The 26,918-nt window shown below is 61.6% G+C and carries 21 protein-coding genes; 9 read left to right on the forward strand and 12 right to left on the reverse strand.

The window, feature by feature from the left end:
* The first annotated feature begins 25 nt into the window (after positions 1–25).
* From ACZZ0K_RS00540 to ACZZ0K_RS00560, 5 genes are read left to right on the forward strand one after another with little or no spacing between them, the layout of a single operon-like run.
* Complete coding sequence (locus ACZZ0K_RS00540) at positions 26–1,738, forward strand: DUF2138 domain-containing protein (protein WP_252884891.1); 1,713 nt, start codon at positions 26–28, stop codon at positions 1,736–1,738.
* Positions 1,723–2,373, forward strand: a complete 651-nt coding sequence (locus ACZZ0K_RS00545; protein ID WP_041477701.1) for a DUF1175 domain-containing protein — start codon at positions 1,723–1,725, stop codon at positions 2,371–2,373. The genes ACZZ0K_RS00540 and ACZZ0K_RS00545 overlap by 16 nt, the downstream gene beginning before the upstream one ends.
* On the forward strand, positions 2,370–6,944 hold the full coding sequence (locus ACZZ0K_RS00550) for an alpha-2-macroglobulin family protein (RefSeq protein WP_463558929.1): 4,575 nt from the start codon (positions 2,370–2,372) through the stop codon (positions 6,942–6,944). Before ACZZ0K_RS00545 ends, ACZZ0K_RS00550 begins: the two co-directional genes overlap by 4 nt.
* Position 6,945: 1 nt before the next feature.
* Positions 6,946–8,565: a DUF2300 domain-containing protein gene (locus tag ACZZ0K_RS00555; protein WP_258707244.1), complete on the forward strand. Its 1,620-nt coding sequence runs from the start codon at positions 6,946–6,948 to the stop codon at positions 8,563–8,565.
* Positions 8,566–8,568: 3 nt separating this feature from the next.
* A complete protein-coding gene (locus tag ACZZ0K_RS00560) occupies positions 8,569–9,381 on the forward strand; it encodes a YfaP family protein (protein ID WP_236168747.1) in 813 nt (270 codons plus the stop codon).
* 6 nt (positions 9,382–9,387) lie between these two features.
* Here ACZZ0K_RS00560 and ACZZ0K_RS00565 read toward each other — a convergent pair whose 3' ends face one another.
* The 10 genes from ACZZ0K_RS00565 to exaC all read right to left on the reverse strand — a co-directional run bounded on the left by ACZZ0K_RS00565 (position 9,388) and on the right by exaC (position 19,630).
* Positions 9,388–9,822 (reverse strand): hypothetical protein, encoded by a 435-nt coding sequence (locus ACZZ0K_RS00565; RefSeq protein ID WP_224789911.1) that lies wholly within the window; start codon positions 9,820–9,822, stop codon positions 9,388–9,390.
* Positions 9,823–10,229: 407 nt separating this feature from the next.
* Positions 10,230–10,976 (reverse strand): S24 family peptidase, encoded by a 747-nt coding sequence (locus ACZZ0K_RS00570; RefSeq protein ID WP_041477707.1) that lies wholly within the window; start codon positions 10,974–10,976, stop codon positions 10,230–10,232.
* A gap of 319 nt (positions 10,977–11,295) precedes the next feature.
* Positions 11,296–11,823: an inorganic diphosphatase gene (ppa, locus tag ACZZ0K_RS00575; protein WP_003205933.1), complete on the reverse strand. Its 528-nt coding sequence runs from the start codon at positions 11,821–11,823 to the stop codon at positions 11,296–11,298.
* A 112-nt stretch (positions 11,824–11,935) separates the two neighbouring features.
* The gene (locus ACZZ0K_RS00580; protein ID WP_258707243.1) at positions 11,936–12,748 is read right to left on the reverse strand and encodes a M90 family metallopeptidase; all 813 of its coding nucleotides are present in this window, start codon (positions 12,746–12,748) and stop codon (positions 11,936–11,938) included.
* 4 nt (positions 12,749–12,752) lie between these two features.
* Entirely contained in the window at positions 12,753–13,403 is a 651-nt protein-coding gene (locus ACZZ0K_RS00585) for a DedA family protein (protein ID WP_016773001.1), read from the reverse strand.
* 228 nt (positions 13,404–13,631) lie between these two features.
* Positions 13,632–14,093, reverse strand: a complete 462-nt coding sequence (locus tag ACZZ0K_RS00590; protein WP_007958617.1) for a GNAT family N-acetyltransferase — start codon at positions 14,091–14,093, stop codon at positions 13,632–13,634.
* A 115-nt stretch (positions 14,094–14,208) separates the two neighbouring features.
* Positions 14,209–15,033, reverse strand: coding sequence for an ethanolamine ammonia-lyase subunit EutC (gene eutC, locus ACZZ0K_RS00595; protein ID WP_252878965.1), 825 nt, complete (start codon positions 15,031–15,033; stop codon positions 14,209–14,211).
* A gap of 5 nt (positions 15,034–15,038) precedes the next feature.
* Positions 15,039–16,433, reverse strand: a complete 1,395-nt coding sequence (locus ACZZ0K_RS00600) for an ethanolamine ammonia-lyase subunit EutB (protein WP_039761855.1) — start codon at positions 16,431–16,433, stop codon at positions 15,039–15,041.
* Positions 16,434–16,485: 52 nt separating this feature from the next.
* The gene (gene eat / locus ACZZ0K_RS00605; protein WP_024014466.1) at positions 16,486–17,937 is read right to left on the reverse strand and encodes an ethanolamine permease; all 1,452 of its coding nucleotides are present in this window, start codon (positions 17,935–17,937) and stop codon (positions 16,486–16,488) included.
* A 172-nt stretch (positions 17,938–18,109) separates the two neighbouring features.
* Entirely contained in the window at positions 18,110–19,630 is a 1,521-nt protein-coding gene (gene exaC / locus ACZZ0K_RS00610) for an acetaldehyde dehydrogenase ExaC (RefSeq protein WP_024014465.1), read from the reverse strand.
* 302 nt (positions 19,631–19,932) lie between these two features.
* On the opposite strand from exaC, the gene ACZZ0K_RS00615 reads away from it, so the two are divergent.
* From ACZZ0K_RS00615 to ACZZ0K_RS00630, 4 genes are all read left to right on the forward strand, one after another.
* Entirely contained in the window at positions 19,933–21,846 is a 1,914-nt protein-coding gene (locus ACZZ0K_RS00615) for a sigma-54-dependent Fis family transcriptional regulator (RefSeq protein WP_258707242.1), read from the forward strand.
* Positions 21,847–22,112: 266 nt separating this feature from the next.
* Complete coding sequence (gene mpl, locus ACZZ0K_RS00620) at positions 22,113–23,462, forward strand: UDP-N-acetylmuramate:L-alanyl-gamma-D-glutamyl-meso-diaminopimelate ligase (RefSeq protein ID WP_056790674.1); 1,350 nt, start codon at positions 22,113–22,115, stop codon at positions 23,460–23,462.
* Entirely contained in the window at positions 23,459–24,106 is a 648-nt protein-coding gene (gene ubiX / locus ACZZ0K_RS00625) for a flavin prenyltransferase UbiX (RefSeq protein WP_041477713.1), read from the forward strand. The genes mpl and ubiX overlap by 4 nt, the downstream gene beginning before the upstream one ends.
* Positions 24,099–24,383, forward strand: coding sequence for a YceK/YidQ family lipoprotein (locus ACZZ0K_RS00630; RefSeq protein WP_095181909.1), 285 nt, complete (start codon positions 24,099–24,101; stop codon positions 24,381–24,383). The genes ubiX and ACZZ0K_RS00630 overlap by 8 nt, the downstream gene beginning before the upstream one ends.
* Before the next feature lie 130 nt (positions 24,384–24,513).
* Here ACZZ0K_RS00630 and ACZZ0K_RS00635 read toward each other — a convergent pair whose 3' ends face one another.
* On the reverse strand, positions 24,514–25,155 hold the full coding sequence (locus ACZZ0K_RS00635; protein ID WP_016773010.1) for an oxidoreductase: 642 nt from the start codon (positions 25,153–25,155) through the stop codon (positions 24,514–24,516).
* Positions 25,156–25,182: 27 nt separating this feature from the next.
* On the reverse strand, positions 25,183–26,910 hold the full coding sequence (locus tag ACZZ0K_RS00640) for a C13 family peptidase (protein WP_056790669.1): 1,728 nt from the start codon (positions 26,908–26,910) through the stop codon (positions 25,183–25,185).
* Between the last annotated feature and the right edge of the window lie 8 nt (positions 26,911–26,918).

Here is a 26,918-nt window from a genome sequence, read left to right on the forward strand (position 1 = left end):
ACGGATGAACTCGGATGTTGTGAACATGAGCGATAACACTGTGACTCCAGCTGCCGCGACACCGGCGGCCAAACCTTCGCGGCGCTGGCCGCTGGTCGTGCTCGGCCTGTGCCTGGTGGCCGGTGTGGCGGGCGGTTTCGGCTGGCTGCTGCTCAAGCCCAAAGCGCCGCCGGCGGCACTTGCCAGTGACAAGCTCGGCCTCGGCCGTCCGGATGCCTTGCTCGAAACCCGTTCACTGAGCCAGTTGCCCAAGGACCTGCTGACGGTGCCGTTCCTCAAGGCCACGCTTACCGAGGATTTCGTCTTCTATTACGAAACCCACGCCGATCGCCTCGGCCTGATCGGCAGCCTGCGGCGGATCATCTACGAGCATGACCTGAAGTTGCAGGACAGCCTGATCGAGCAGCTTTTCGATCAACCGGCCGATGTTGCGCTGTGGCGTGGCGCCGATGGTCGTTTGAAGGATTTCCTGCTGGTGATGGATCGCGGCGGGTTGGCCAAGCTGCTCGAGCCATTGGCGAAAGTGGCGCTGGATGACACCCAGCTCAGCATCTTCGGCACTCTCAAAGTCGGCAGCGACGAAGTGCCGCTGTATCAACTCAGCTACAACGCCAGCAAATCGCTGCTGTTCGCGTCGCGCGGCGACAAACTGGTGGTGCTGTCCAATCCAGCCAAGTACTACGACCCCGAGAGCGGCGTCTCGGAGGAGTCGGGCCGCGTTTCCGCGCAAGCGCTGGCGGCGTTGCTCAATGGTGAAAAACTCTTCCCCGAAGCGTTCGGCTTGCCAGCGAAAAGTCCGGAAACCAAGCAGCGTCTTTCGGTCAATTCCAGCGTGCTCGCCATGGGCTATCAGCGCTTTATCCCGAATTTCGCCGGACTGCGTTTCGACATGGACGACAAGGGCTGGCACAGCTATCTGGCCATGGATGAACTGGAAAACCAGCCGGACTTCGATTTCAAACCGGTCTGGCAAGCGATGCCGCTGGGGGCGAGCGCTTGCGTGACCCTGCCAGTGGCGGCCGAACCGCAGAAGCCGATATTGATCAAACTCGGCGCCGAAGAAGCGGTGGCGCAGACCCTCACCGAACATGTCGCCGGCGCGGCCGGCCTGTGCTGGTACGCCGATTCGCGGTTGTACACACCGTTGCTGGTCGCCAGCCTCAAAGACGAAGACAGCAGCAAGCTTGACGGTGATCTGGGCAAGTTGTTCGGTTCGATGGTCGGCGCATTCGAAGCCAACGTCGCCGAAAGCGTATTCCCGGTGATCGACAAGCAGGAAGGCGAGAGCCACGTCTGGCAGCGGCAGGTCAGTTCCAGTTTCGGGCCGTACGCGGCGAAGACCGCCGAGAACCCAGAGGCGATTTCCGGCAAGGCGTTCATGAAAGTCAGCCTCGCCCGTCATGGCTCGACGCTGCTGTTTTCCCTCGACGACAAACTCGTCGACAAAGCCCTCGGCACCCTCGACAAGCGCTTCCCGCCGATGGCCGACGTGCTGCCAAAAGACGTATTGATGCCGATCTACTTCGGCCCGGACGCGATGGCGCAACTGATGCAGCGCGAAACCCTCGACAGCCTGCCGCAGGACATGGAGCCGGTGTTCTACAACGCCGCGCAAACCTACCTGATGCCGAAACTGCGCACCCTCGGCGGCTACGGCAAATATGCCCTGACCCTGCCCGAAGGCAGTGAGCCTGACGGCCACTGGCAATGGCTGCCGCTGGAATGGAAGGCGCTGTGAGCGCACTGATCCGCAGCCTCGGCTTGCTTGCTTTGCTGCTGAGCGCAGGCGCCCGTGCGGTTGAAGCGCCAGCGCTCGACCCGGCGCAATCCCAGGTGTTTCGCGCCTGGTTTGTGCGTATTGCTCAAGAGCAATTGAGCCAAGGCCCAAGCCCGCGCTGGTATCAGCAGGACTGCGCCGGCCTGGTGCGCTTTGCCGCCAACGAAGCGCTGAAAGTCCACGACGACAAATGGCTGCGCAGCAATGGTCTGTCCAATCGCTACCTGCCGCCGGAACTGACGCTGAGCAACGAGCAACGCAAGCTCGCGCAACAGTGGCAGCAGGGCGGCGGCAAGGTCGGGCCGTACGTCAACGCGATCAAACTGATTCAGTTCAACAGCCACCTGGTCGGCCGCGATGTGGCGCAGGCGCGGCCCGGTGACCTGATGTTTTTCGATCAGGGCGACGATCAGCACCTGATGATCTGGATGGGCCGCTACATCGCCTATCACACCGGCACCACCACCCCAACTGACAACGGCATGCGTTCGGCAAGCCTGCAGCAACTCATGACATGGAAGGACACCCGATGGATACCCGACGCAGCCAACCCCAACTTCATCGGCGTCTATCGACTGAACTTTCTCTCCCAATGACCGGTGCCCGCATGTTGCGTATCTGTTCGCGAATTTCTTTGCTGTTGGCGTTGTTGCTGCCGTTTTCCTGCGTCAACGCCGAAGACTCGGTGGAGCCGAGCAATTACACGCCGGTGGCCGGTGAGAGTTTCTTCCTGCTCGCCGACAGCAGTTTTGCCAGCGACGAGCCGGCGATGGTCCGCCTCGAAGCCCCGGGTCGTGAATACCGGCGCTTTCGCATGGAGCCGTACGGCGGCGCCGACATTCGCGTGTATCGCATCGACAAGCCGCTGGATTTCCTCAAGCGCCAGAAGAACCTGCACCGCGTCGTCAGTGACGGCCAGTTCAAGGGCGAAGGTTTGTCCAACACTCTCGCGTATCTATGGGACAACTGGTATCGCAAATCCCGGCGGGTGATGCAGCGTGCGTTCTCTTACGAGTCACGCAAGCAGGTCACCGAAGAAGTGCCGGAACTGAAAATGGGCGAGGCCATGGCCGCGCCGACGCCGTACGACGCGCAGCCGCAATTTGCGCTGATCCCGGGTCTGCCGGTGGTCAGCCAGTTCCGTTATCCACTGTGGCAGGCCAAGCCGATCCAGCCACCGACCGGGGTCAATCTGGCCGGCTCGTCCAGTGACTTCGTCAGCGTCTCGCCGGGCAACGTTTACATTCCGCTGGGTAATCTGAAACCGGGGCTGTATCTGGTCGAAGCGCTGATCGGCAAGTACCGCGCGACCACCATGGTTTTCGTCTCCAACACCGTTGCGGTGAGCAAGATTGCCGGTGATGAATTGCTGGTCTGGGCCGCGCGCAAACACGAAGGCAGCTCGGTGCCGAAGGTCAACGTGCTGTGGACCGATGGCCTCGGCGTCATGAGCAGCGGTGCTACCGATGCCGACGGTCTGCTGCGTCTGAAACACGTCAGCCCGGAGCGTTCGTTCGTCATTGGCGAGGACGAAGAGGGCGGCGCGTTCGTCTCGGAAAACTTCTACTACGACAGCGAAATCTACGACACCAAACTGTATGCCTTCACCGATCGGCCGCTGTATCGCCCGGGCGATTGGGTGTCGCTGAAAATCGTCGGTCGCGAGTTCAAGAATGCCCGGGATTCGGTGCTGCCGGGTGCGGCGGATGTCAGTGTCAGCGTGCTCGATGCCACGGGGACCGAACTGCAAACCCTCAATCTGAAGCTCGATTCGAAAGCAGGTACCCAGGGTCGCTTCCAGTTGCCGGATAACGCCGTGGCCGGTGGTTACGAGATCCGTTTCAACTACAAGGATCAGGCCTACAGCAGTGCTTTCCGCGTCGCTGAATACATCAAGCCGCATTTCGAAATCTCGCTGAATCTGGCCAAGCAGGATTACCGCACCGGTGAGCCGGTGAAAGGCAGTCTGGTGCTGCTCTATCCGGACGGCAAACCGGTGGCCAACGCCAAATTGAGCCTGAGCCTGCGCGCCCAGCAACTGTCGATGGTCGACAACGAGCTGCAATACCTCGGGCAATTCCCGGTGGAACTAACCAGCACCGAACTGACCACCGACAGCAAAGGCAACGCGACCCTCGATTTGCCGGCAGCCGATAAACCGAGCCGCTACATGCTCACCGTGTTCGCCAGCGATGGCGCGGCGTATCGGGTCAAGACCACCAAGGAAATCCTCATCGACCGTGGCGCGGCGAGTTTTCGCTTGAGCGCGCCGCAACGCTTCAGTGCAGTCGGTGACAAGGTTGCGTTCAGCTACGCCAACGAGGGCGGCACTGAGCAAAGCAAAGCGGTGACCCCAAGCACGTATGGTTGGGTGCGTCTGGAAGACCAGAGCACAGGCGAGGGCAAACTCGCGGCGAATGACAAAGGCTTCAGCATGACCTTCGAACGTCCGGGCACGTACAACCTGACGCTGAAGGATCAACACGGTCGCGTCCTCGGCGCCACCGGCCATTCGGTCACCGGCGACGGTGTGAAAGCGGTGCCGGGCACAGTGGAAATCGTCCTCGACAAGCCCGAGTACAAGGCGGGCGAAGAAGCGCTGGCGCTGATCACCTTCCCTGAGCCGGTCAGCGACGCACTGCTGTCGCTGGAGCGCGACAAGGTCGAGGCCACTGCGCTGCTGGCCAAGGGCGCCGACTGGCTGAAACTGGAAAAACTCAGCGACACCCAATACCGCGCGCGCATTGCGGTGAAAGACAGCTTCGCGCCGAACCTGACCTTCTCCGTGCTCTACACCAAGGGCGGTCAGTACAGCTTTCAGAACGCCGGGATCAAAGTGGTCGCGCCGCAAATCGACGTGGCGATCAGCACCGACAAAGCGGTGTACCTGCCGGGCGATACGGTCACGGTCGACCTGACCACGCAGTTCGCCGGCAAAGCGGTTCCGGCACACTTGACGGTCAGCGTGGTCGACGAAATGGTCTACGCGCTGCAACCGGAAGTCGCGCCGAGCATCGACCAGTTCTTCTATCACCCTCGGCGCAACAACGTGCGCACCAGTGCCAGCCTGTCATTCATCAGCTACGACGTGGCATTGCCGGGTAGCCCCGGCGCTCCGGGCAAGGCCAATCGCAGCGAACGCGGCGTGAAGGTGCTTGAGCGTCCGCGCCGTGAAGACGTCGACACTGCTGCGTGGCAGCCGGAGCTGTTGACCGGCGACGACGGCAAAACCCGCTTCACCTTCAAGATGCCGGACTCGCTGACCCGCTGGCGCATCACCGCTCGGGCGATTGCCGATGACGGTCAGGTCGGGCAGAAGAAGCAGTTTGTCCGTTCGGAAAAACCGCTTTACCTGAAGTGGAGCGGGCCGAGCAAATTCCGCAAGGGCGATCAGCCGCAACTGGGTGTGTTCGCTTTCAGTCAGGCAGAGAAACCGGTCAAGGCGGAACTGGTGACTCACTATGCCGGTACCGAACAACGTCTGCCGGTGACCCTGAACAGCGGCATCAATTACCTGCCACTGCCGGCGTTCGCTTTGGCCTCTGGCGAGTGGACGGCGGAATTGGTGCAGGACGGCAAAGTCGCCGATGCCCTGGCTGTGCGCTTGAGTGCCACCGGTGATGGCTGGCAAGTCACGCAAACGCAAAGTCTCGATGTGGTCAGCGGCGATACACCCTTGAGTTTGCCGGCGGATGCCACGGATATTCGCCTGCGTCTGGATGACAGTCCGCAAGCGCTGTTCCGTTCCGCCCTCGATGATCTGCTCAGCTACCCGTACGGCGGCGTCGAGCAGACGGCCAGTCGCTTGCTGCCGCTGAGCATCGCTTATCCATCGCTGGCGTCGAACCCGCAGATTCGCGATCGCTTGCGCCTGATCATGCAGAACAGCCGCCTGCGTCTGGTGCAAATGGCCGGGCCGTCGGCGAGCTTCACCTGGTGGGGCTACGACGGCGAGCCGGATGCATTTCTCACCGCCTATGCCTATTACGCTGACTGGAATGCCAGCCGCGTACTCGACCTGACCCTGCCGCCGGAGCACTGGCAGCGCGTACTCGAGGTGTACGCCAAGCAAGCGCCGAATACGCCATTGCTGCAGCGGGCGCTGATTCTGTCGTTCGCCAAACAGATGCAGCTGCCAGTGAACACGCTGCTCAGCGGTCTGATCGACGATCTGGTCAAGGCCGGTGAAGGCAGTGCCGAAACCTTGCTCGACGACGGCCAGGACAGTCTGGTGATGAACGACCCGGATTCGGCACTTGGTCTGGCGACGGCGCGGGTACTCACTGCATCGTTGGCCACGCAGGCGAAAGTTGCTTTGCCGGAGGCGTTCAATCGGCAACTGAGCGCAGCGCAACAACGTCTGGCCGTCAGCTCGCAGCCCTTCGTTGAAGCACTGAACCTGTCGCTGCAACCGTTCGATCAGGCTCGCGCCACGGCGTTGTTGCAACGTCTGTTGCCGCAGCAATCGACACTGGAACGTGCACTGGCGCTGACCTGGCTGCAACGCAGCATCGCTCAGGCCTCGCCGACCATCGCGCTGATGCCGGGTGAGGGCTGGAAGAAAAACTACGGCGCCAGCGGCGAGATGTACTGGACATGGCAAGGCGCGACGCCGTCGCCGAACGTACTGAGCGTGTCCGGCGCGCAAGAGCGGCCGTTGCGTGCAGCGCTGAGCTTCCAGACTCAACAGCCGCAGGTCGATCCGATGGCCGTGAGCGTCACTCGGCGTCTGTCGCGGCTGGTGCCGGGCGACGAAGCGTTCACCTTCAAACTCGAGCCGGTCGGCACCAAGCCGCTGTCCAGCGACAGCCTGTACCTGGACGAGGTGATCCTCACCAGCAAGGCACCGAAACCGCTGCGCTACGGCATGCTCGAAGTGCCGCTGCCACCGGGCGCGGATGTCGAGCGCACGACATGGGGCATCAAATTGCAGGGCAAGGACGGCACCGAACCGACCGCGCTGGAGAAGGCGCGTTTCGAACCGGGACAACTGGCATACGCGGTGCCGGTCGACGCGCTGAGTGGTGAGTTGCGCCTGCGTCATCTGGTGCGCTTCTCGCAGAAGGGCCAGTTCAACCTGCCGCCGGTACGCTTCAAGCAAGTGTATGCACCGCAACATCAGGCCCAGGAGGCGAAAGCCGCCCTCGGTCAGGTCACGGTCAACTGACATGCGCCGGCCGCTGTTGTGGCTGCTGATGGGTGTGATGCCTGCGCTGGCGACAGCGCAGGACGAGCCGTTGCGCGTGGCCTATCAGGGCGATTTGTTGTCGTTGAGTCAGACGCAACTGATCAAGCGCGAACCGTTGCCAGCGTCGCTGGATGCGCCGCTGGGCAGTCTGTGGAAGTTGTTCGTCTACGCGTGGCTGGTGGATACCGGTGCACGGGAACCGGCTTATGAATGTCGCGGGCAGTCCAAAGAAGAAGTTTATTGCTGCTCGGCGGGCGGCAAGATCGAGCGGGATCAGGCACTGGTGAAATCCTGCGGTCTGTATTTCGACCCCGCGCGGTTGGGCATTGCAGCGACGGATTGGCGAGTGTATTGGCAGGCGCGGCAGGCGCCGTCATGGTTGCTGGATTTGCCAGCCGTTCAACCGGCAACAAGAGTCTCGGTCGCTGAATTATTGGGTGTTCTGGCGTTGCTGCCAGCGCAGGATCAGATGCGTCGCGTGCTGCTCGATGTCGTGCTGAACGCGGCGGACGGCAATGTCGTCGGCGAGTTGGGCGGACGCCTGCGGGTGAAAACCTGGAGCTGGCTCGGCGACCAGGATGCACAATCACGCCAGGGTGGATTCGCCGGCTGGAGCGCCGACGGCGCACCGATCTGGGCGGGTGGGCGCGGTACCAGTCAAATGGTTCTGCGTCACTACGGTCAGGCGCTGGCCAGCGTGTTGCCGACGGCGTGGCCAGCGGACACGGGGCGTTGTGTGGAAGTCGGGCTGTTTTCGAAATATCCGGTTTCGAAGGTTCTGGTCGGGGATCGTGTCGCCACGTCCGGCCCATTGCGCGGCGACTACCGCGTCGAATTCGCCAACGGCAACGCGCTGGACATCCACAGCGATGGCGAGCTTTTTCTGCTCAACGACAAACTCGTCGCAAGACTTGATCGCGAAGAATATGTCGCTCGCGTTCTCGAACGCGAAGCCAAACCGCAACCCGCCGAAGCCGCCAAGGCGCTGGCCGTAGCGATCCGCACTTATCTGCTGCAAAACGCCACGCGCAACGGCGACTGCCTGAGCATCGACGACAGCAGCAATCGCCAGCGCGTCGCCCCGCGTCCAGCCTCGGCCGAGTCACGCAACATGGCGGCGTGGACGGCGGATCTGGTACTGGCCGGCAGCACCGTCACCTATCACTCCGACCAGCCGGGCCCAGACAAACTCGCTTGGCAGCAAGCCGTCGAGCAAGCGAACGCCGGCCAGCGCTACGACGCGATTCTGCTGCACGCCTATCCACGCGCCAGCCTCAGCCGCTGGGATAACCCGGTCGCCTCCTGCGAAGCATTGCCCGCCGCGCAAGACTGGCTGCAGAAGCAGCGACGCAGCTGGCGTCCGAGGCTCGAAAGCGAAACCGGCTACAACGAAGTCAGCACTTTCGCCGTGTGCAAACTCGCCTTCGGCCGGCCCTTCGTCGACCGCGAACGCCAGCGCATATACGTGCGCGGCGTGCTGAGCCTGCAGGATCGCCTCGATCTGACCCACGAATATCTGCACCTGGCCTTCGAAGCACACCCCAACGGCCAGGATGAAACCTACATCGAAGGGCTCGCCCGTCACCTTTTGCTGGAATAGACCATGACACTCCGTTATCCACAGGTCTTGCTGCTGCTCTGTGCCCTCAACGTGCTGCCGCAAGCGTTCGCCGCCGATGGCGTCAAACTCGACACCCCGGTGGGCGGCTGGCGCAGCGGCGCACCGCAAGGCGAGGGCGAGAGCTTTCGCCAGACCGTCAACTACCCGGCCTCGTCGGTCAACACACCGCTTGGCCAGGCCAATACCGCCAGAATCAGCGGCCAGATCAAAGCCGTGCCGAAGAACAACGAACCCGGGCGCCTGATCGTCAACGGCGTCAGCATGCCACTGAAAATCGACCCCGCCGGCGGCTTCGATCGCCCGTTCTCCTTCCCCAACGGCAGCAACAGCGTCGAAGTGCGCAGCGCCGACGGCCAGCAACGCCACCGCACGCAATTCCTCAACGCCCGCGGCGGCTCCACCCCGGCCAAACTGCGCGTCCTGCTGGCCTGGGACAGCGACGGCACCGACCTCGACCTGCACCTGATCACCCCCGACGGCGCCCACATCTGGTACGGCAACCGCAGCGCCGCCAACGGCGCCGCCCTCGATGTCGACGTCACCACTGGCTACGGCCCGGAAATCGCCGCCATGCCCGCGCCGATCAAGGGGCAGTATCTGGTGTATGTGAATTATTACGGCGGCGGATATCGCGGGGATGACGAAGGTGGGGATGAAGCGGTGCAGGCGCTGACCACGGCGCAGGTGACGGTGATTACTGAAGAAGGCACGCCGAGCGAAAAGATGGAGACGTTTGTAGTGCCGATGCGGACGGCGGGGGAGCTGACGTTGGTGAAGTCGTTCAGTTATCCGTGAATCCGGCTAATCAGGAAAAACGCCGCAAAGCGCGTTGCCCTGATAACCATGCACAATCGGCCCCAGCATCATGAACGGGCCGCAGGCGTAGAACGGCGACGGCACCGTTTGTTTTGAATAGAGCAAAACGATTTCATTTCCAGATTCGTTGCTGCCAAAGGACTGCTCGGAGTACGACGTACACACGGGCAATTTCAGCGGAACAGGAATGATCAACGCCCAAACCGTGATGCCACACCATTCTCGGGTAGGCGCTGATTGCGCGGTTCGGGTAATCGCTGGCGTCAGCGAACGAGCGCTTAGAGCTTTGTACTCGTCAGTTCTGAGTGTGGTTTTCTCAGGCAAAGCCACGATGGCACCGACGCAGCCTGAGAGATAAAAACTCATCGCAGCGATCAGGATGACCGGTCCAAGCAGTGTGAAACGAGGGGTGAATCGCACGTTTTAACTTCCTTGTGAAGCGCTTCGGAACTGTAGTGCCCAGCTTGTTCGATTCCTTCCAAGCGAGAGGCGTAGCCTTTTTGCAGGCATTAAAAAGCCGGCTTGTGGCCGGCTTCTCGGGGACTGGCTTGGTTTATTTTTGGTAAACCGCGCCAGCCTTCAAAACGTACATCCGGATCTGCGTCCGGCTGTGGGACTTGGTCAGACGTTGGTCTGCCGCGTCGGGCGTCATCCGAGCCGCTGGGCGGGTCGATGCGCGAATGTGGGGCGCAGGATACTGAGTTTTGCTTTGGATTCCCAGCCTCAAGTGCGGTTTAGAGCGACTGAAGCGGTACAAACTCAGGATTTGTACCGGTTGTCAGGGCCTCTTCGCGGGCAGGCTCGCTCCCACAGGTTCGAGTGAAATGTCATAGAAACGGCACCACCGGCCGGCGCTTGCCCAGTGTCGACCACCAGAACACCCAGCCAAGAATGTGAATCCGCTGCTCTTCGATCTGCGCCGGCCGGAAGACCTCGTCGGGGTATTCGGCGCTGTTGTGGCTGCGCATGCGCAGGCCATTGCCGGGCATGCGGTGCAGGTATTTGATGCGCAGCATGCCGTCGTGCTCTACGGCATAGATTTCGCCGTCGACGACTTGGGTCAGGCCGCGGTCGATGGCGACAATGGAGCCGTCTTCGATGCGATCGGCCATGCTGTTGCCGATCATGTGCGCGCAGATGGCGTTGGCGTGCTGGATGTCGAGTTGATCGAGGTGGGCGCGGGGCAGGCGCAGGGACTGGTCGGGGTCGAGGATGACGTGGGTTTTACCGTCGCCGTTGGCGATCGGGGTTTCCTTGAAAAATGCCAGGTCGATGTCGCTGGGGTTGATGACGGTGTAGACGCCGCAGATGGCCTGGGCATCGAACGTGTCGCCATTGCTGGCGGGTGGGTGCAGGCGCGCGACCTCCTTGACGCCTTCCCCGGTTTTCAGCCATTCACTATTGACCGACAACAGGCGTGAGACTTCTTCCATGCGATACGCCGGGACGCCCCGGGTGTACCAGTTATGAACGTTTTGGGCTTCCGTGCCCCAGAACCTTGCGAAATCCGTGGTGCTGATGTTCGCTGCTTCCAGGAGTGCCTTGAATCGTGGACCGCTAGTGTTCTTTCTCATAAACACGGAGTCTACGGCCGGACTAGAGCGGTTTGAATAAACCGGGCGTTCAAAAAAAGCCTGTATTTTGCGACGGGATGTAAGACGTACTTGTGGGAAATTAAACAGATTAAAACTGCATGTAGGAATTTAAACGGTTTGTTTAGTCGGGCTTTTTCAAGAGCCCCTCACCCCAACCCTCTCCCGGAGGGAGAGGGGGCCGACCAAGGTGTATTTCGAGTTACATCGACCTGAACAACCGAGTCGATTATGCAGACGCCAATAACAAAAAACCCCGGAAATCCGGGGTTTTTTCAAGCGTCACGCAAGGCGCAATTGCTTAGCCCTTGTAGGCGGCAACCGACTTGGTGATCGCTTCGCGGGCGGCGTCTGCACCGGCCCAGCCTTCGATCTTGACCCACTTGCCCTTCTCGAGATCCTTGTAGTTCGCGAAGAAGTGCTCGATCTGCTGGATCAGCAGAGGTGGCAGGTCGGTGTATTCCTTCACATCGACGTACAGCTGCGACAGCTTGTCGTGTGGCACGGCGATGACTTTGGCATCGCCGCCGCCGTCGTCGGTCATGTTCAGGATGCCGACTGGACGGGCGCGGATTACCGAGCCTGGAGCAACCGGGTAAGGAGTCACGACCAGCACGTCGAGGGGATCACCGTCGTCAGCCAGGGTGTTCGGGATGTAACCGTAGTTGGCCGGGTAGAACATTGGGGTGGCCATGAAACGGTCAACGAACAGGCAATCGCTGTCTTTGTCGATTTCGTATTTGATCGGCGCGTGGTTGGCCGGGATCTCGATCGCGACGTAGATGTCGTTCGGCAGGTCTTTGCCAGCCGGAATCTTGCTGTAGCTCATTGGGCGTTGCCCCCGTAGTTGACCAAAAACACTTGGCCGGATTGACCAAAAAGTGGCGGCGATTATAGGCACATTCCTACGCCGACGCCACGTACCAGAAGTCGTGCAGAGCTCAGTCGTGCGCCTGATAGACCGGGTCTGTGGCCTGAAGTTGCCGCAGTCTGCCCAACGGATCCTGCCGGTAGAAAAGCTGCAGTTGCAAGTAGACCTGTGGATAAGCCTCGTGGAGCAGATCCGGGGCGCTGAAGAAGTATTCGCTGGTGACGGCGAAGAACTCCGCCGGGTTCTCGGCGGCGTAGGGATCGATGGCGGTTTCGGCGTCGGGATCGTGGTCGAGCTGGCGGTTGAGGTCGTCGTAGGCGGCCTGCATCACTTCGGCCCAGTCGCTGACGCGCATGTCGGTGTGCAGTGGCGGCAGGCCGTTGGCGTCGCCGTTGAGCATATCGAGCTTGTGCGCCAGTTCGTGGATCACCAGGTTGTAGCCTTCCCAGCCACCGCTGGCCTGTACGCCGGGCCAGGCGAGAATCACCGGCCCCTGCTGCCAGGCTTCACCGCTGTGTTCGCCGTCCCACTCATGCTCGACGCCGCTGGCATCGCGATGGCGTTGCGGGCTGAGGAAGTCGTCCGGGTACAGCACGATTTCGTGGAAACCCTGATACCAGTTCAGATCGCTGAGATGCAGCAACGGCAACTGCGCCTGGGCGGCAAGTAGCAGGCGTTGTTCCTGATGCAATTCGACGCCGGGCAGGGCGGTCAGGTGTTTGTCGTCGAGAAACAGCACACAGGCTTCGCGCAACCACTGGTCTTCAGCAGCGCTGATGCCGTCGAGGAAGGAGAGTTGATGGCGCACCCGTTGCCACAGGTCGTCGGCAATCGGGTGCCTGGCCAGGAGGCGCCGGCGTCGCCAGGCGCTCAGTGACCACATCGAATCAGTGCGATTGCACTTTGGTGCCGCCGAACCGGCTGCGCACCACGCCGATGATCATCGGCACCAGCGACAGCAGGATGATTGCCACCACCAGCAGCGAGAGGTTTTTCTTGATGAACGGCACGTTGCCGAAGAAGTAACCCAGAGTGACGAGACCGCCGACCCAGAGGATGGTGCCGAGCACGCTGAAGCCGAAGAAACGCGGGTACGGCATCCGCGCGACACCGGCGACGAACGGCGCGAAGGTGCGGATGATCGGCAGGAAACGCGCCATGGTCACGGTCTTGCCGCCGTGCTTGTCGTAGAAGTCGTGGGTTTTTTGCAGGTAGTCGCGACGGAAGATTTTCGAGTTCGGGTTGCTGAACAGCTTCTCCCCGGCCGTGCGTCCTATCACGTAGTTGGTACTGTCGCCCATGATCGCCGCCAGCATCAGCAGGCCACCGAGCAGCACCGGATCCATGCCGCCGCCGGCCGCCACCGCGCCAGCGATGAACAGCAGCGAGTCGCCCGGCAGGAACGGCATCACCACTAGACCGGTTTCACAGAAGATCACCAGAAACAGGATGGCGTAGATCCATGGCCCATAGTTGTTCACCAGCAAATCGAGATACACATCGAGATGCAGGATTAGGTCGAGCGGGTTGAAATCCATGGGGGCACCTGTATGACGGCCCGACTCGGCAGGCCTGTGCGGATGACTTCGTGTAAGCCTACAGCGGGGTGTAGTTTTTCTTACAAGCCGGAAAGATCGGGATTATACGGTCTGAGCGATGAAAAGCGCGTCGGTTTTGTAGCGGGGAGTGTCGCGAAGTGAGCAATTGTCAGGGAAAAGGTGGCCGTGGCGAGGGAGCGGACTCCCTCATCACCGAAGCCGTTGGAGTCAGAGCTCGTCGCTGATCGGCAGTACGTAGTTCTTGAACTCGGTGTCTTCCTTGAAGCCGATCGATTCGTAGGTTTTCTGCGCCACTTCGTTGTCTGCGCTGGTCGAGACGCGCATGCGCACGGCCTGGGTTTCCTTGGCCATTTTCTTCGCGGTACGGATCAGGTTGTCGGCGACCAGTTGCCGGCGCGCGTCTTCAGCAACGTAGATATCGTTGAGAATCCACACGCGTTTGAGCGACAGCGACGAAAAGCTCGGATAGAGCTGGCAGAAACCCATGAGTTTCTTGTCGTCATCGTCGGCCAGGGCCAGATAGATCACCGACTCTTTGCGGCGCAGGCGCTTTTCGAGGAACGCGCGGGAGGAATCCGGGTAAGGCAGGGAGCCGTAGAACTCGCGATATTTGACGAACAAAGGAGTCAGCAAATCCAGATGTTCGAGGGTCGCTTGAATAATCCGCATGATAGGTCTCGTCTTCAAGTGGCTGTCTTCAACTGCTCTGACGGCGATGGGAAACCCGGGCGGCCGTGCGTCGATCCTGCCTGAAAGCAGCGCAGAAAGGCAATGCGGAAACGGTTCAGGCTGGCGGTGGATCGAGCAGGAAATTGCCTTTCATGTCGACAGCGTCGTCCGCCTCCAATGTGTGCAACTGAGCTTCATCCTTCAGGTTGACCCCCGACAGCTGCCGCCGACAGGCCTCGCGCATCAGATACAGCAAGCGATGCGCCGCCATGCCGTAGCTCAAACCTTCAAGCCGAACATTGGAAATGCAGTTGCGATACGCGTCGGTGAGGCCGACCTTCGGCGCGTAGGTGAAATACAGCCCGAGGCTGTCCGGCGAACTCAGGCCCGGACGCTCGCCGATCAGCATCACAACCATTTTCGCCCCGAGCAGCTGGCCGATTTCGTCACCGATGGCGACGCGGCCCTGCTCGACCAGCACCACCGGTGCCACGGACCAGCCGTCGCCGCTCATCTGTTCTTCCAGGCGCGTCAGGAACGGCAGGGTGTGGCGATGCACCGCCAGCGCCGACAGGCCATCCGCGACGACCATCACCAGATCGACGCCGCCCGGCTGGGCGCTGGCGTAGTCGCGCAAGGTCTGCGCCGATTCATCGCTGAGCTTGCGCCCCAGATCCGGGCGTTGCAGATAGGTGTGTCGGTCCGGCGCGGCGCTTTGCAGCGCCAGGGTTTCCCGCCCGCGCTCGCTCAGTTGTGCGCTGATTTCGCTGTGATCGAAGGCCAGATGCACGGCATCACGGGCTTGGGCGTGGGCAAACTGAAAATCCAGCTGCGCCCGCGTCGGCAGGCTGGTGCCGGTGCGGCCCAGGGCAATCCGCGCCGGGGTCAGGCGGCGCAGTTCCAGCCAGGGGTTTTGCGGATCGACCGGTGGTTTTTCCATAAGACTCATCCCAAGTGCGCCAAGGCCTGGCGGAAGGCCGGCGGCAGGTTGTTGCCGAAGCGAACCTTGCCGTCCGCCTGGGTGAAGATGCCCATGTTGGCCAGCCATTGCTCGAACTCCGGCGCCGGTTTCAGGCCCAGGGTCTGGCGGGCGTACAAGGCGTCGTGAAACGAAGTGGTCTGGTAATTGAGCATGATGTCGTCGGAGCCGGGGATGCCCATGATGAAGTTGATCCCGGCGACGCCGAGCAACGTCAGCAGGGTATCCATGTCGTCCTGGTCGGCTTCGGCGTGGTTGGTGTAGCAGATGTCGCAGCCCATCGGAACGCCGAGCAGCTTGCCGCAGAAGTGATCTTCAAGGCCGGCGCGGATGATCTGCTTGCCGTTGTAGAGGTATTCCGGGCCGATAAATCCTACGACGGTGTTCACCAGGAACGGCTTGAAATGTCGCGCCACGGCGTAGGCCCGTGTCTCGCAAGTCTGTTGATCGACGCCGTGGTGGGCGTTGGCCGACAGCGCGCTGCCCTGACCGGTTTCGAAATACATCAGGTTCTGCCCGAGGGTGCCGCGCTTGAGACTGAGCCCGGCGTCGTAGCCTTCCTGCAAGACATTCAGGTTGATACCGAAACTGGCATTGGCTGCCTCAGTGCCGGCAATCGACTGGAACACCAGATCCAGCGGCACGCCACGGTTGATCGCCTCGATCGAAGTGGTGACGTGGGTCAGCACGCAGGCCTGGGTCGGGATGTCGTAGCGCTGGATGATCGCGTCGAGCATTTCCAGCATCGCGCAGATCGAAGCGATGCTGTCGGTGGCCGGGTTGACCCCGATCATTGCATCGCCGTTGCCGTAGAGCAGGCCGTCGAGAATGCTCGCGGCAATGCCGGAAGGCTCGTCGGTCGGGTGGTTGGGTTGCAGGCGGGTCGACAGGCGCCCGCGCAAACCGAGGGTGCCGCGAAATTGGGTGACCACGCGGATTTTCTGCGCGACCAGCACCAGATCCTGTACACGCATGATCTTCGACACGGCGGCGACCATTTCCGGGGTCAGGCCGGGGGCGAGGGCGCGCAGGCTGGTTTCGTCCGCCGCGTCACTGAGCAGCCAGTCGCGAAAGCCGCCAACGGTGAGGTGACTGACCACGGCGAAGGCTTGTTTGTCGTGGGTGTCGATGATCAGCCGGGTGACTTCGTCGGCTTCGTAGGGGATCAGCGCTTCCTGCAGGAAGTGGGTGAGCGGGATGTCCGCCAGGGCCATTTGCGCGGCCACCCGTTCGCCGTCGTTGAGCGCGGCGATCTCGGCGAGAAAGTCCCCCGAGCGGGCGGGGCTGGCCTTGGCCATGACGTCTTTGAGGCTGTCGAAGCGGTAAGTCTGCGCGCCGACCGTGTGAGCAAAACTGGCCATTCAGCGTTCTCCGTGACGGCGCAGAACAGCTCTGCGCCGTGGTTTTCGACAATCAGTGCAAGGCTTGTTCAGCTTTTTGAATCGCCGCGAATTCTTCTTCCGGCGTGCCCGCTACCAAGTGATGCCGACTGTAGAAAGCAAAGTAAGCAATTAACACTCCATAGATGATCGCGGCGCCGATCACCACCCGTGGATCGACGAGGAAACCCGCCACCACGGCGATGCACGCCAATACCAGCGCCACACCCGAGGTGAAAATGCCGCCCGGCGTGCGATACGGCCGGTCCATTTTGGGGCGCCGGATACGCAGGGTGATGTGTGCGGCCATCATCAGCACATAGGAAATGGTCGCGCCGAACACCGCGACCAGAATCAGCAAATCGCCCTGGCCGGTCAGCGACAGACCAAAGCCGATGATGCCGGGAATCACCAGAGCCAGCACCGGTGCCTTGCTTTTGTTGGTCTGCGACAGTTTGCGCGGCAGGTAACCGGCCCGCGACAGCGCGAAGATCTGCCGCGAGTAGGCGTAGATGATCGAGAAGAAACTGGCAATCAGCCCAGCCAGACCTACAAGGTTGACGAAGCTGCCCATCCAGGTCGAGCCACCGTAGGCCTTGCTCAGTGCTTCGACCAGTGGATTACCGGAGGTCAGCAGCGAATTCGCACCAGCGCCGCCAGGGCCGACGATCAGAATCAGCAGGGCAAACATCAGCAGCACCAGCATTGCCCCGATCAGGCCACGCGGCAGATCGCGCTTGGGGTTTTTGGTTTCTTCTGCGGCCAGCGGCACGCCTTCGACGGCGAGGAAAAACCAGATCGCATAGGGAATCGCCGCCCACACGCCGACGTAGCCGAACGGCAGAAACGGACTGGCGCCGACCGCAGTGGTCACCGGGATGTCGAGCAGGTTGGCAACGTCGAAGTGCGGCACCATCGCCACCAGAAACACCCCCAGCGCCAGTGCGGCGACCGCGGTAATGATGAACATCAGCTTGAGCGCTTCGCCGACCCCGAAAATATGGATGGCGATGAAGATGATGTAGAACGCCAGATAGATCATCCAGCCGCCAATACCGAACAGCGACTCGCAGTAGGCGCCGATGAACACCGCGATGGCGGCGGGGGCGATGGCGTATTCGATGAGGATCGCGGTGCCGGTAAGAAACCCGCCCCACGGCCCGAACGCACTGCGGGCGAAACCGTAGCCGCCGCCAGCGGTGGGAATCATCGACGACAATTCGGCCAGGGAAAAACACATGCACAGGTACATGGTCGCCATCAGCAGCGTGGCGAGAAACATCCCGCCCCAGCCACCCTGGGCGAGGCCGAAGTTCCAGCCGGCGTAATCGCCGGAAATCACATAAGCGACGCCGAGGCCCACCAGCAGGACCCAGCCGGCGGCGCCTTTTTTCAGTTCGCGTTGTTGGAAATAATCGGTGCCGACTTTTTCGAAGTCGACGGAGGAGCCGGTCGCCGGAGCGCCGGCCGGGGATTCGCTTGGCATAGGGTTCACCATTTTTATTGTTTTATTGGCCCGGCTACAGCCAGGAACCTGATCGTTCCCACGCGCAGCATAGGAATGTATCAACGGACGCTCCGCGTTCGGCTTTGAAGGAACGCGGAGCGTCCCGGGCTGCATTCCCACGCAGAGCGTGGGAACGATCAGCATCGCAGGATCAGAAGAATCCCAACGGATTGATGTCGTAGCTCACCAGCAGGTTCTTGGTCTGCTGATAATGGTCGAGCATCATTTTGTGGGTTTCACGCCCGACGCCGGACTTCTTGTAACCGCCGAACGCGGCATGCGCCGGGTACAGGTGATAGCAGTTGGTCCACACGCGACCGGCCTTGATCGCCCGGCCCATCCGGTAGGCGCGGTTGATGTCGCGGGTCCACAGGCCGGCGCCGAGGCCGAACTCGGTGTCGTTGGCAATCGCCAGGGCTTCGGCTTCGTCCTTGAAGGTGGTGATGCTCACCACCGGGCCGAAGATTTCTTCCTGGAACACGCGCATCTTGTTGGTGCCCTTGAGCAGGGTTGGCTGGATGTAATAACCGGTGGCCAGGCTGCCCTCGAGTTTTTCCACCTTGCCGCCGGTCAGCAGTTCCGCACCTTCGCCCTTGGCGATTTCCAGGTACGAGAGGATCTTGTCGAATTGCTGCTCCGATGCCTGGGCGCCGACCATGGTGTCGGTGTCCAGCGGGTCGCCACGTTTGATCTGGCTGACTTTCTTCATCACTGCCTGCATGAATTCGTCGTAGATCGATTCCTGCACCAGCGCGCGGGAAGGGCAGGTGCACACTTCGCCCTGGTTGAAGAACGCCAGCACCAGGCCTTCGGCGGCTTTTTCGATGAAGCTCGGCTCGGCCTGCATGATGTCTTCGAAGAATATGTTCGGCGACTTGCCGCCCAGTTCCACGGTCGACGGAATGATGTTTTCCGCTGCGCATTTCATGATGTGCGAGCCGACCGGGGTCGAGCCGGTGAAGGCAATTTTGGCGATGCGCTTGCTGGTCGCCAGCGCTTCGCCGGCCTCTTTACCGAAGCCTTGCACGACGTTGAGCACGCCCGGCGGCAGCAGGTCGCCGATCAGTTCCATCAGCACGCAGATGCCCAGCGGGGTTTGCTCGGCAGGTTTGAGCACCACGCAGTTACCGGCGGCCAGCGCTGGCGCAAGTTTCCACGCGGCCATCAGCAGCGGGAAGTTCCACGGGATGATCTGGCCGACCACGCCCAGCGGTTCATGGATGTGATAGGCCACAGTGTTGCCGTCGATTTCCGCAGCGCTGCCTTCCTGGGCGCGCAGGCAACCGGCGAAATAACGGAAATGGTCAGCGGCCAGGGGGATGTCGGCGTTGAGGGTTTCGCGGATGGCTTTACCGTTGTCCCAGGTTTCGGTGATCGCCAGCAGTTCGAGATTCTCTTCGATGCGGTCGGCGATTTTCAGCAGGATCAGCGAGCGTGCCTGCACGGAAGTGGCGCCCCACGCATCGGCGGCGGCGTGGGCAGCATCCAGCGCCTTGTCGATGTCTTCGGCGGTGGAGCGGGGGAATTCGGCGATTGGCTGGCCATTGACTGGAGAGGTATTGGTGAAGTACTGACCTTTGACCGGCGCGACGAATTCGCCGCCGATGTAGTTACCGTACTTGCTCTTGAACGAGACTTTGGCGCCGTCGGTACCGGGATGGGCGTAACGCATGATGATGTTCTCCTTGGCTTTGTACTTATTAGAGAAACGCGCAAGTGCGCTTGCTTTAAGCGTAGAGCAAGGGCCGGGCCACTGCCGTGCAGGTCAGGCAAATCAAGGGCTTGGCCGGTTTGTCTCGGACGAATGGAGAGCCGCTGTGACGGTTTCGGTACAGCGCGGGTGACAATTTGTACCGCTTGCGACACAGCCCGTGACCGGACGGTCTTGCCAGCATTGCAATGCGTCGGTGGCTGGAGGATGCTGGGCGTCACCTCATGCTTTGGGCCGTCGCGCCCCGGGGAGAACAATAAGAAATGCACGACAACCATTTGAGTCGCCATGCCCGCCAGGTTCTCACCGTCACCCAGGGCAAACCGCACGTGCACGGCCCCGGCGCCGATCCATCGATCGCCCGTTCGTGGCTGCGCTGCCTTGAGGACTATCACCTCGATCCTTCTGTGACCATGGCGCCGACCGTGCTCGAGCATGGCCGAGTGCTGGAAAGTCGCGAACGTCTGCAGCAAGTGCTGCAAATCGCCGGCACCGAGATGAGCAGCCTGCATCAGCAACTGTCCGGCGCCGGCCATGCGGTGCTGCTGACTGACGCGCGCGGTGTGATCCTCAATTGCGTGACCGCGCCGGCCGAACGGAAGATTTTCGAGCGCGCCGGTCTCTGGCTCGGCGCTGACTGGAGCGAAGCCTGCGAAGGCACCAACGGCATCGGTACCTGCCTGGTCGAGCGTCAGGCGCTGACCATTCACCAGGACGAGCATTTTCGCGGCCGCCACACCGGGCTGACCTGTTCGGCGAGCCCGGTGTTCGATCCGCACGGAGAATTGCTGGCGGTACTCGACGTGTCCTCGGCGCGGCCGGACGTTTCACGGCAAAGCCAGTTCCACACCATGGCGCTGGTCAATCTGTCGGCGAAGATGATCGAGAGCTGCTACTTCCTGCGCTGTTTCGACAATCAATGGTTGCTGCGTTTTCATCTGCAGGCCGAGTCCGTCGGCCTGTTCAGTGAAGGGCTGCTGGCGTTTGACGGCGAAGGGCGGATCAGCGCAGTCAACCAGAGTGCGCTGAACCTGCTCGGGCATATTCGCGGCGGTTTGCTCGGTAAATCGGTGGAAGCGTTTTTCGATTGTTCGCTGGATGACCTGCTTGGTCGCGCGAGTGCCAACGCCAGCGCCAGTTGGCCGCTGCGCACCCGTGATGGCCGGCATCTGTTTGCCGTGTTGCGCGGTGAATCGCGCAAACCTACTGCCATTGTTCCAACGCCAATCACTGCTCCAGCGCCCCGCCTGTCCGGCATTTGCCTCGGCGACGAAGCGTTGCAGGCGGAGTTTCGCAAAGCCCTGCGCGTGTTCGAGCGCGACGTGCCGCTGTTGATCAACGGCGAAACCGGCTCGGGCAAGGAGGCGTTTGCCAAGGCAGTGCATCAGGCCAGCCAGCGCTGCGGCAATGCTTTTGTCGCACTCAATTGCGCAGCCATTCCGGAAAGCCTGATCGAGAGCGAACTGTTCGGCTATCGCGGCGGCAGCTTCACCGGCGCACGCAAGGACGGCATGCGCGGCAAGCTGCAACAGGCCGATGGCGGCACCTTGTTCCTCGACGAAATCGGCGACATGCCACTGGCCTTGCAGACGCGCTTGCTGCGGGTGCTGGAGGATCGGCAAGTGGTGCCGATTGGCGGCGAACCGCAAACGGTGGACGTGCGCATCATCAGCGCGACGCACCGCAATTTGCTCGAACGAGTCGAGGACGGCAGTTTCCGTGAAGACCTGTATTACCGCTTGAACGGGCTGGAAGTGGCGTTGCCGGCATTGCGTGAGCGCAGTGATAAATCGCAGTTGCTGGATTTTCTCCTGGCCGAGGAGGCAGGGGGCGAAACGATTCTGATCGACGAACCGGCGCGGCAGGCGTTGTTGGCATTCAACTGGCCGGGCAATGTGCGGCAGTTGCGCAATGTCCTGCGCACCCTGGCGGCGTTGTGTGATGGCGGGCGGGTCGGCGTTGAGGATTTACCGGTGATGATTCGGCAGGCGCGACCGGCGGTTGTGGCGGCGCAGATCGCCGCCCAGCCACTGGACGACGCCGAGCGTCTTGCATTGCTCAATGCGCTGGAGCAGACGCGCTGGCACATGACCCATACAGCGCAGCAACTGGGCGTAAGCCGCAACACCCTTTATAGAAAACTGCGTAAACACGGAATTGAGCGGCGTGTCAGCTGAAAGCCCTCACCCTAACCCTCTCCCAGAGGGAGAGGGGACTGACCGAGGTGTTTTGGCGATTTACGCCGACCTGAAATATCGAGCCGAACTAAAAATTTGAAAGCGACCGAGATCGGCTCCCTCTCCCTCGGGAGAGGGCTGGGGTGAGGGGCTGCGGTCTGAAACCGTGCGCAGATGTAGCCGCCAACCCGTCTCCATCCTTCAGCTAAAGAGTGCCATTTCCCCCTCCCTACGCTAACCTGCGGCCATGTTTTACGAGGTCGACTATGCACATTCATATTCTGGGTATCTGCGGGACTTTCATGGGCTCGATGGCAGTGTTGGCCAAAGAGCTGGGTCATCACGTCACCGGCTCCGACGCCAACGTCTATCCGCCGATGAGCACGCAGCTCGAGGCCCAGGGCATTCAGCTGACGCAGGGTTATGACCCGGCACAGCTCGATCCGGCGCCGGATCTGGTGGTGATCGGTAATGCCATGTCCCGTGGCAACCCGGCGGTGGAATATGTGCTGAACAAAGGCCTGCCGTACGTCTCCGGCCCGCAGTGGCTGGCTGACCACGTGCTGCAAGGTCGCTGGGTATTGGCCGTGGCCGGTACGCATGGCAAGACCACCACCAGCAGCATGCTCGCCTGGGTGCTGGAGCATGCCGGGATGAGCCCGGGTTTCCTCATCGGCGGCGTGCCGCAGAATTTCTCGGTGTCGGCGCGCCTGGGCGGTACGCCGTTCTTTGTGATCGAGGCTGATGAATACGACAGCGCCTTCTTCGACAAGCGCTCGAAATTCGTCCACTACCGTCCGCGCACCGCGATCCTGAACAACCTTGAGTTCGATCACGCCGACATCTTCCCCGATCTGCCAGCAATCGAACGTCAGTTCCACCACTTGGTGCGCACCATTCCGAGCGAAGGGCTGGTTATCTATCCGACCACCGAGCCGGCCTTGCAGCGCGTGATCGAGATGGGTTGCTGGACCCCGGTGCAAACCACCGGCGCCGGCGGTCAGTGGCAGGTCAAGCTGCTGAGCGAGGACGGCTCGGCGTTCGAAGTGATGTTTGAAGGCGTGTCCCAGGGCACCGTCGAGTGGGAATTGACCGGTCAGCACAACGTCGCTAACGCCCTGGCTGCTCTGGCCGCCGCGCGTCACGTTGGCGTCGTGCCGTCGATGGGCATCGCCGGGTTGAGTGCGTTCAAGAACGTCAAACGCCGTATGGAGAAAGTCGCCGAGGTGCGCGGCATCACCATTTACGACGACTTCGCTCACCACCCGACCGCTATCGCCACCACGCTTGATGGCCTGCGCAAACGCATCGGCGACGCGCCACTGATTGCGATCATCGAGCCGCGCTCCAATTCGATGAAGCTCGGCGCCCACCGTGACGGTTTGCCGGACAGTGTGGTCGATGCCGATCAGGTGATCTGGTACGCCCCGGCCAACCTCGGCTGGGACCTCGGCGCCACTGCAGCGTTATGCACCGTGCCGTCAATCGTCAGCGATTCGCTGGAAGGCATCATCGAGCGCGTGAAGAGCCAGGCGCAGCCCGGCACGCACGTAGTGATCATGAGCAACGGCGGCTTCGGCGGCCTGCACGGCAAGCTTGCCGAGGCGCTGCAATGAATACGTTTTCCCAGGCCGGCGGACCGGAACGCATCACCCTGGCGATGACCGGCGCCTCGGGCGCGCAGTACGGTTTGCGCCTGCTCGATTGCCTGGTGCGCGAAGATCGCGAAGTGCACTTTCTGATCTCCAAGGCCGCGCAACTGGTGATGGCCACCGAGACCGATGTGTCCCTGCCGAACAAGCCGCAGATGATGCAGGCCTTTCTGACCGAATACACCGGCGCCGCTGCCGGGCAGATTCGGGTGTATGGCAAGGAAGACTGGATGTCGCCGGTGGCTTCGGGCTCCGGCTCGCCGGCAGCCATGGTGGTGGTGCCGTGTTCGACCGGCACGCTGTCGGCGATTGCCACCGGCGCCTGCAACAACCTGATCGAACGCGCGGCGGACGTTACGCTGAAAGAGCGCCGCCAGTTGATTCTGGTGCCGCGCGAGGCGCCGTACTCGAGCATTCATCTGGAGCACATGCTCAAGCTGTCGAATCTGGGCGTGACGATTCTGCCGGCCTCGCCGGGCTTCTATCACCAGCCGCAGACCATCGATGATCTGATCGACTTCGTTGTGGCGCGGATTCTCAATCTGCTCGGCATCCCGCAGGACATGCTGCCGCGTTGGGGCGAGCATCACTTGAGCAGCGATGAATAAGCTGCTGGTGCTTGTGCTGGCGCTGCAATTGGGTGGATGCGCTACCGTGCGCACGCTGGATGCAGCGAAACCCGGCGCACCGGTGGTGTATGCCGGGACGCGGCTGGATTTGTATGCGTTGAACGGCGGGTGTTGTGCGATGGACCGGTTCGGTGCCGAGGCGCCGAGCTATCCGGGAGTGGACCTGCCGGCCAGCGCGTTGCTCGATACGCTGTTGTTGCCGTTGTCGTTGCTGACGGTGATTGGAGTAGGTTTTCAAGCGACTGGTGGATTGTAGCGACTGATCGTTCCCACGCTCTGCGTGGTAACGCATCCTGTGACGCTCCGCGTCACGCTTTTTAGGACGCAGAGCGTCCATGGCTGCATTCCCACGCAGAGCGTGGGAACGATCTTCATGGGTGGATGGATTATTTGCCGAGCTTCCTCAGTTCATCCGATTCGATCACCCGCACCCCATCCTGTTCTTCCAGCGCCAGGCGCCACATCGCTCGCGCCAACTGGCACGCTTCGATGCCGTGGTATTTCCCCGGAATCAGCTTCGACAATGGCCCGGCCAGTTGCTCGACCAGGCGTGGTTCGGTGCGTTCGCCAAGCAACAGCGAAGGTCGGCAAATGGTCAGCTGCGGCCAGTTCTGCGCGCGCAGGGCCTGTTCCATTTCACCTTTGACCCGGTTGTAGAACACCGAGGAATTCGGATCGGCGCCAATCGCACTGATCACGATCAGGTGCCGCGCGCCCATCTCCCGGGCGCGCTTGGCGAACGCCACGACCATGTCCAGATCGACTGCGCGAAAGGCTTCTTCGGAGCCGGCCTGCTTGATCGTGGTGCCGAGGCAGCAGTAGGCGATATCGACCCGGCCACTGAGCTGCGGTAGAAACGCTTGCGGGTCGCCGACCGGGTTTTCCAGATGGGGATGCTCGGCCAGCGGCCGGCGCGAAGGGGCGAGGACACGGGTAATGGTTGGTTCGTTGAGCAAACGGTCGAGCAGATGTTCACCGGTCAGTCCGGTGGCTCCGGCAAGCAATACGTGCTGAGGCGTCAAGTACATAGTGTCTCTCCCTTGATACTGTTCAGCTTAGTTGCCTTTTTTCGCCGCGTCGTTCAATGCGCTGCTTTGCAACGCTTTGCGCGCCTGCTGTTTTCGCAGCAGCTGCCAATGCGACAGCACGGTTTTCGGCGCCCAGATCTGCGGCTCCGAGGCTTCGAAACCGTCGGCCAGCTCGCGTTCGGCAACGGTGGCCTTGGCCAGTTTGAATGCCTGTTCGAGGTCGTCGGTCTGATTCAGCGCCTGGGCGAACAGCGCGTCGCCGAAATAAGTGAAGTTGGCTTCTTCCGAGCAACCGAACGACACCCGATCGGCGCGCGAGGCAGTCATGATCAGCGTGCGTTCGTCCTTCAGCGCCGGGATAAATCCACCGGAATAGCACGAGGAAATCACGATGACCTTGTCGCGATGCTTCAGCGGCGCGAGCACGGCGGCGAGCTCATCGGCTGGCAGGTCGGCCAGTTCCATGCGTGGCTGATCGAGCACCAGTTCATGTTCGGCGGTGCCGTGGCTGGTCAGATAAATGAACAGCAGGTCTTCCGGCCCGCTGCGTTCGGCAAGGGCTTGCGCGGCGCGGCGCAGGTTTTCCCGGGTGGCCATCGGCCGGTCGCCGAGATGATCGCGATGATTGACCAGGCGGATCTGGCCGTAGGCGCCGAAGCGCGTACTGAGCATGTTGGCGACGTAATCGGATTCACGCAGGAACACGCTTTGCTTGCCGTCGCCACCGAGGGTCAGGGTGTACAACTCGACTGCCGGAGTCGAAGCGGGGATCGCCGCCAGTGCCTCGTCGAGCAGACGACCCTGGGCGAGCAAACCGAGTTCGAGAGTGTCGGGGAGTAATTTGCCGTCGGCGTCGCGTACGCGTTGGCCGTTGATCCAGGTGCCGCTGAGCACGCTGCCATCGGTCAGCACCAGAGTACCGCGTCCTGAATAGCTGTCGTTGTCGAAGCCGCCGATGTAGAAGCTGCCATCGGCCAGGTTCAAACGGCCCTGGCCGGTGAAGCGCCAGTCATTGAACACACCGATGTAATGGCTGCCATCAGCGCCGATCAGTTCGCCCTTGCCGGTCAGCGCGCCTTCCTTGAACTGGCCGAGCCAGACGTCGCCGTCGGCGTTCTCGTAGCGGCCTTTGCCGTGCAATTGATTGTTCTTGAAGCCGCCGACGTAGATATCGCCGTCGGCGCTGTTGTAAGTGCCGTTGCCTTCCAGTTGACCGTTGACGAAATGGCCCGTGAACGAATTGCCGCTGGCATCGCCGCGCTGGCCTTCGCCGTTGGGTTTGCCGTGGGCGAACTGGCCTTGATAGGAGCTGCCGTCGTCCATTTCCAGACGGCCGAGGCCGGAATACTGGTCAGCCTTGAACTCGCCGCGATAGGTCATGCCGTTTTCTTTCAGCGTGCCTTCGCCATCGCGCCGGCCCTGCTTGAAACCACCGGTATAACTGCTGGCATTGGTGCTCAGGCTGCCCTGTCCATCAAACAGACCTTGCTGGAACTGGCCGCGATAGACCTCGCCGTTGCTGCCATGCCATTCGCCTTGCCCGTGCCACTGACCCTTGTCGAACTCTCCGGCGTACCAGCTGCCGTTGGGGTAGTCGACGCGGCCCTGACCTTGCAGCAAGCCGTCGACCAGTTCACCGCGATAGCGACCGCCATCGGGCAGGCGCGCATCCGGCGGCAACAGCGATTCGCCGTCGCCGCAAGCGGTGAGCATCAGGGTCAGGGCAAGGGGTGCAAGTCGAGCGATTGAGCGCATAGCGGGAT

The organism is Pseudomonas sp. AC255 (assembly GCF_979258175.1).

What these genes read in the sequence shown, in the direction of transcription:
- ACZZ0K_RS00555 (WP_258707244.1), top strand. Translation starts at nt 6,946, where the DNA reads ATGCGCCGGCCGCTGTTGTGGCTGCTGATGGGTGTGATGCCTGCGCTG.
- ACZZ0K_RS00540 (WP_252884891.1), top strand. Translation starts at nt 26, where the DNA reads ATGAGCGATAACACTGTGACTCCAGCTGCCGCGACACCGGCGGCCAAA.
- mpl (WP_056790674.1), top strand. Translation starts at nt 22,113, where the DNA reads ATGCACATTCATATTCTGGGTATCTGCGGGACTTTCATGGGCTCGATG.
- ACZZ0K_RS00570 (WP_041477707.1), bottom strand. Translation starts at nt 10,976, where the DNA reads ATGAGAAAGAACACTAGCGGTCCACGATTCAAGGCACTCCTGGAAGCA.
- exaC (WP_024014465.1), bottom strand. Translation starts at nt 19,630, where the DNA reads ATGCGTTACGCCCATCCCGGTACCGACGGCGCCAAAGTCTCGTTCAAG.
- eat (WP_024014466.1), bottom strand. Translation starts at nt 17,937, where the DNA reads ATGCCAAGCGAATCCCCGGCCGGCGCTCCGGCGACCGGCTCCTCCGTC.
- ACZZ0K_RS00545 (WP_041477701.1), top strand. Translation starts at nt 1,723, where the DNA reads ATGGAAGGCGCTGTGAGCGCACTGATCCGCAGCCTCGGCTTGCTTGCT.
- ubiX (WP_041477713.1), top strand. Translation starts at nt 23,459, where the DNA reads ATGAATACGTTTTCCCAGGCCGGCGGACCGGAACGCATCACCCTGGCG.
- ACZZ0K_RS00640 (WP_056790669.1), bottom strand. Translation starts at nt 26,910, where the DNA reads ATGCGCTCAATCGCTCGACTTGCACCCCTTGCCCTGACCCTGATGCTC.
- ACZZ0K_RS00600 (WP_039761855.1), bottom strand. Translation starts at nt 16,433, where the DNA reads ATGGCCAGTTTTGCTCACACGGTCGGCGCGCAGACTTACCGCTTCGAC.
- ACZZ0K_RS00550 (WP_463558929.1), top strand. Translation starts at nt 2,370, where the DNA reads ATGACCGGTGCCCGCATGTTGCGTATCTGTTCGCGAATTTCTTTGCTG.
- ACZZ0K_RS00630 (WP_095181909.1), top strand. Translation starts at nt 24,099, where the DNA reads ATGAATAAGCTGCTGGTGCTTGTGCTGGCGCTGCAATTGGGTGGATGC.
- eutC (WP_252878965.1), bottom strand. Translation starts at nt 15,033, where the DNA reads ATGGAAAAACCACCGGTCGATCCGCAAAACCCCTGGCTGGAACTGCGC.
- ACZZ0K_RS00615 (WP_258707242.1), top strand. Translation starts at nt 19,933, where the DNA reads ATGCACGACAACCATTTGAGTCGCCATGCCCGCCAGGTTCTCACCGTC.
- ACZZ0K_RS00560 (WP_236168747.1), top strand. Translation starts at nt 8,569, where the DNA reads ATGACACTCCGTTATCCACAGGTCTTGCTGCTGCTCTGTGCCCTCAAC.
- ACZZ0K_RS00590 (WP_007958617.1), bottom strand. Translation starts at nt 14,093, where the DNA reads ATGCGGATTATTCAAGCGACCCTCGAACATCTGGATTTGCTGACTCCT.
- ACZZ0K_RS00635 (WP_016773010.1), bottom strand. Translation starts at nt 25,155, where the DNA reads ATGTACTTGACGCCTCAGCACGTATTGCTTGCCGGAGCCACCGGACTG.
- ppa (WP_003205933.1), bottom strand. Translation starts at nt 11,823, where the DNA reads ATGAGCTACAGCAAGATTCCGGCTGGCAAAGACCTGCCGAACGACATC.
- ACZZ0K_RS00580 (WP_258707243.1), bottom strand. Translation starts at nt 12,748, where the DNA reads ATGTGGTCACTGAGCGCCTGGCGACGCCGGCGCCTCCTGGCCAGGCAC.
- ACZZ0K_RS00585 (WP_016773001.1), bottom strand. Translation starts at nt 13,403, where the DNA reads ATGGATTTCAACCCGCTCGACCTAATCCTGCATCTCGATGTGTATCTC.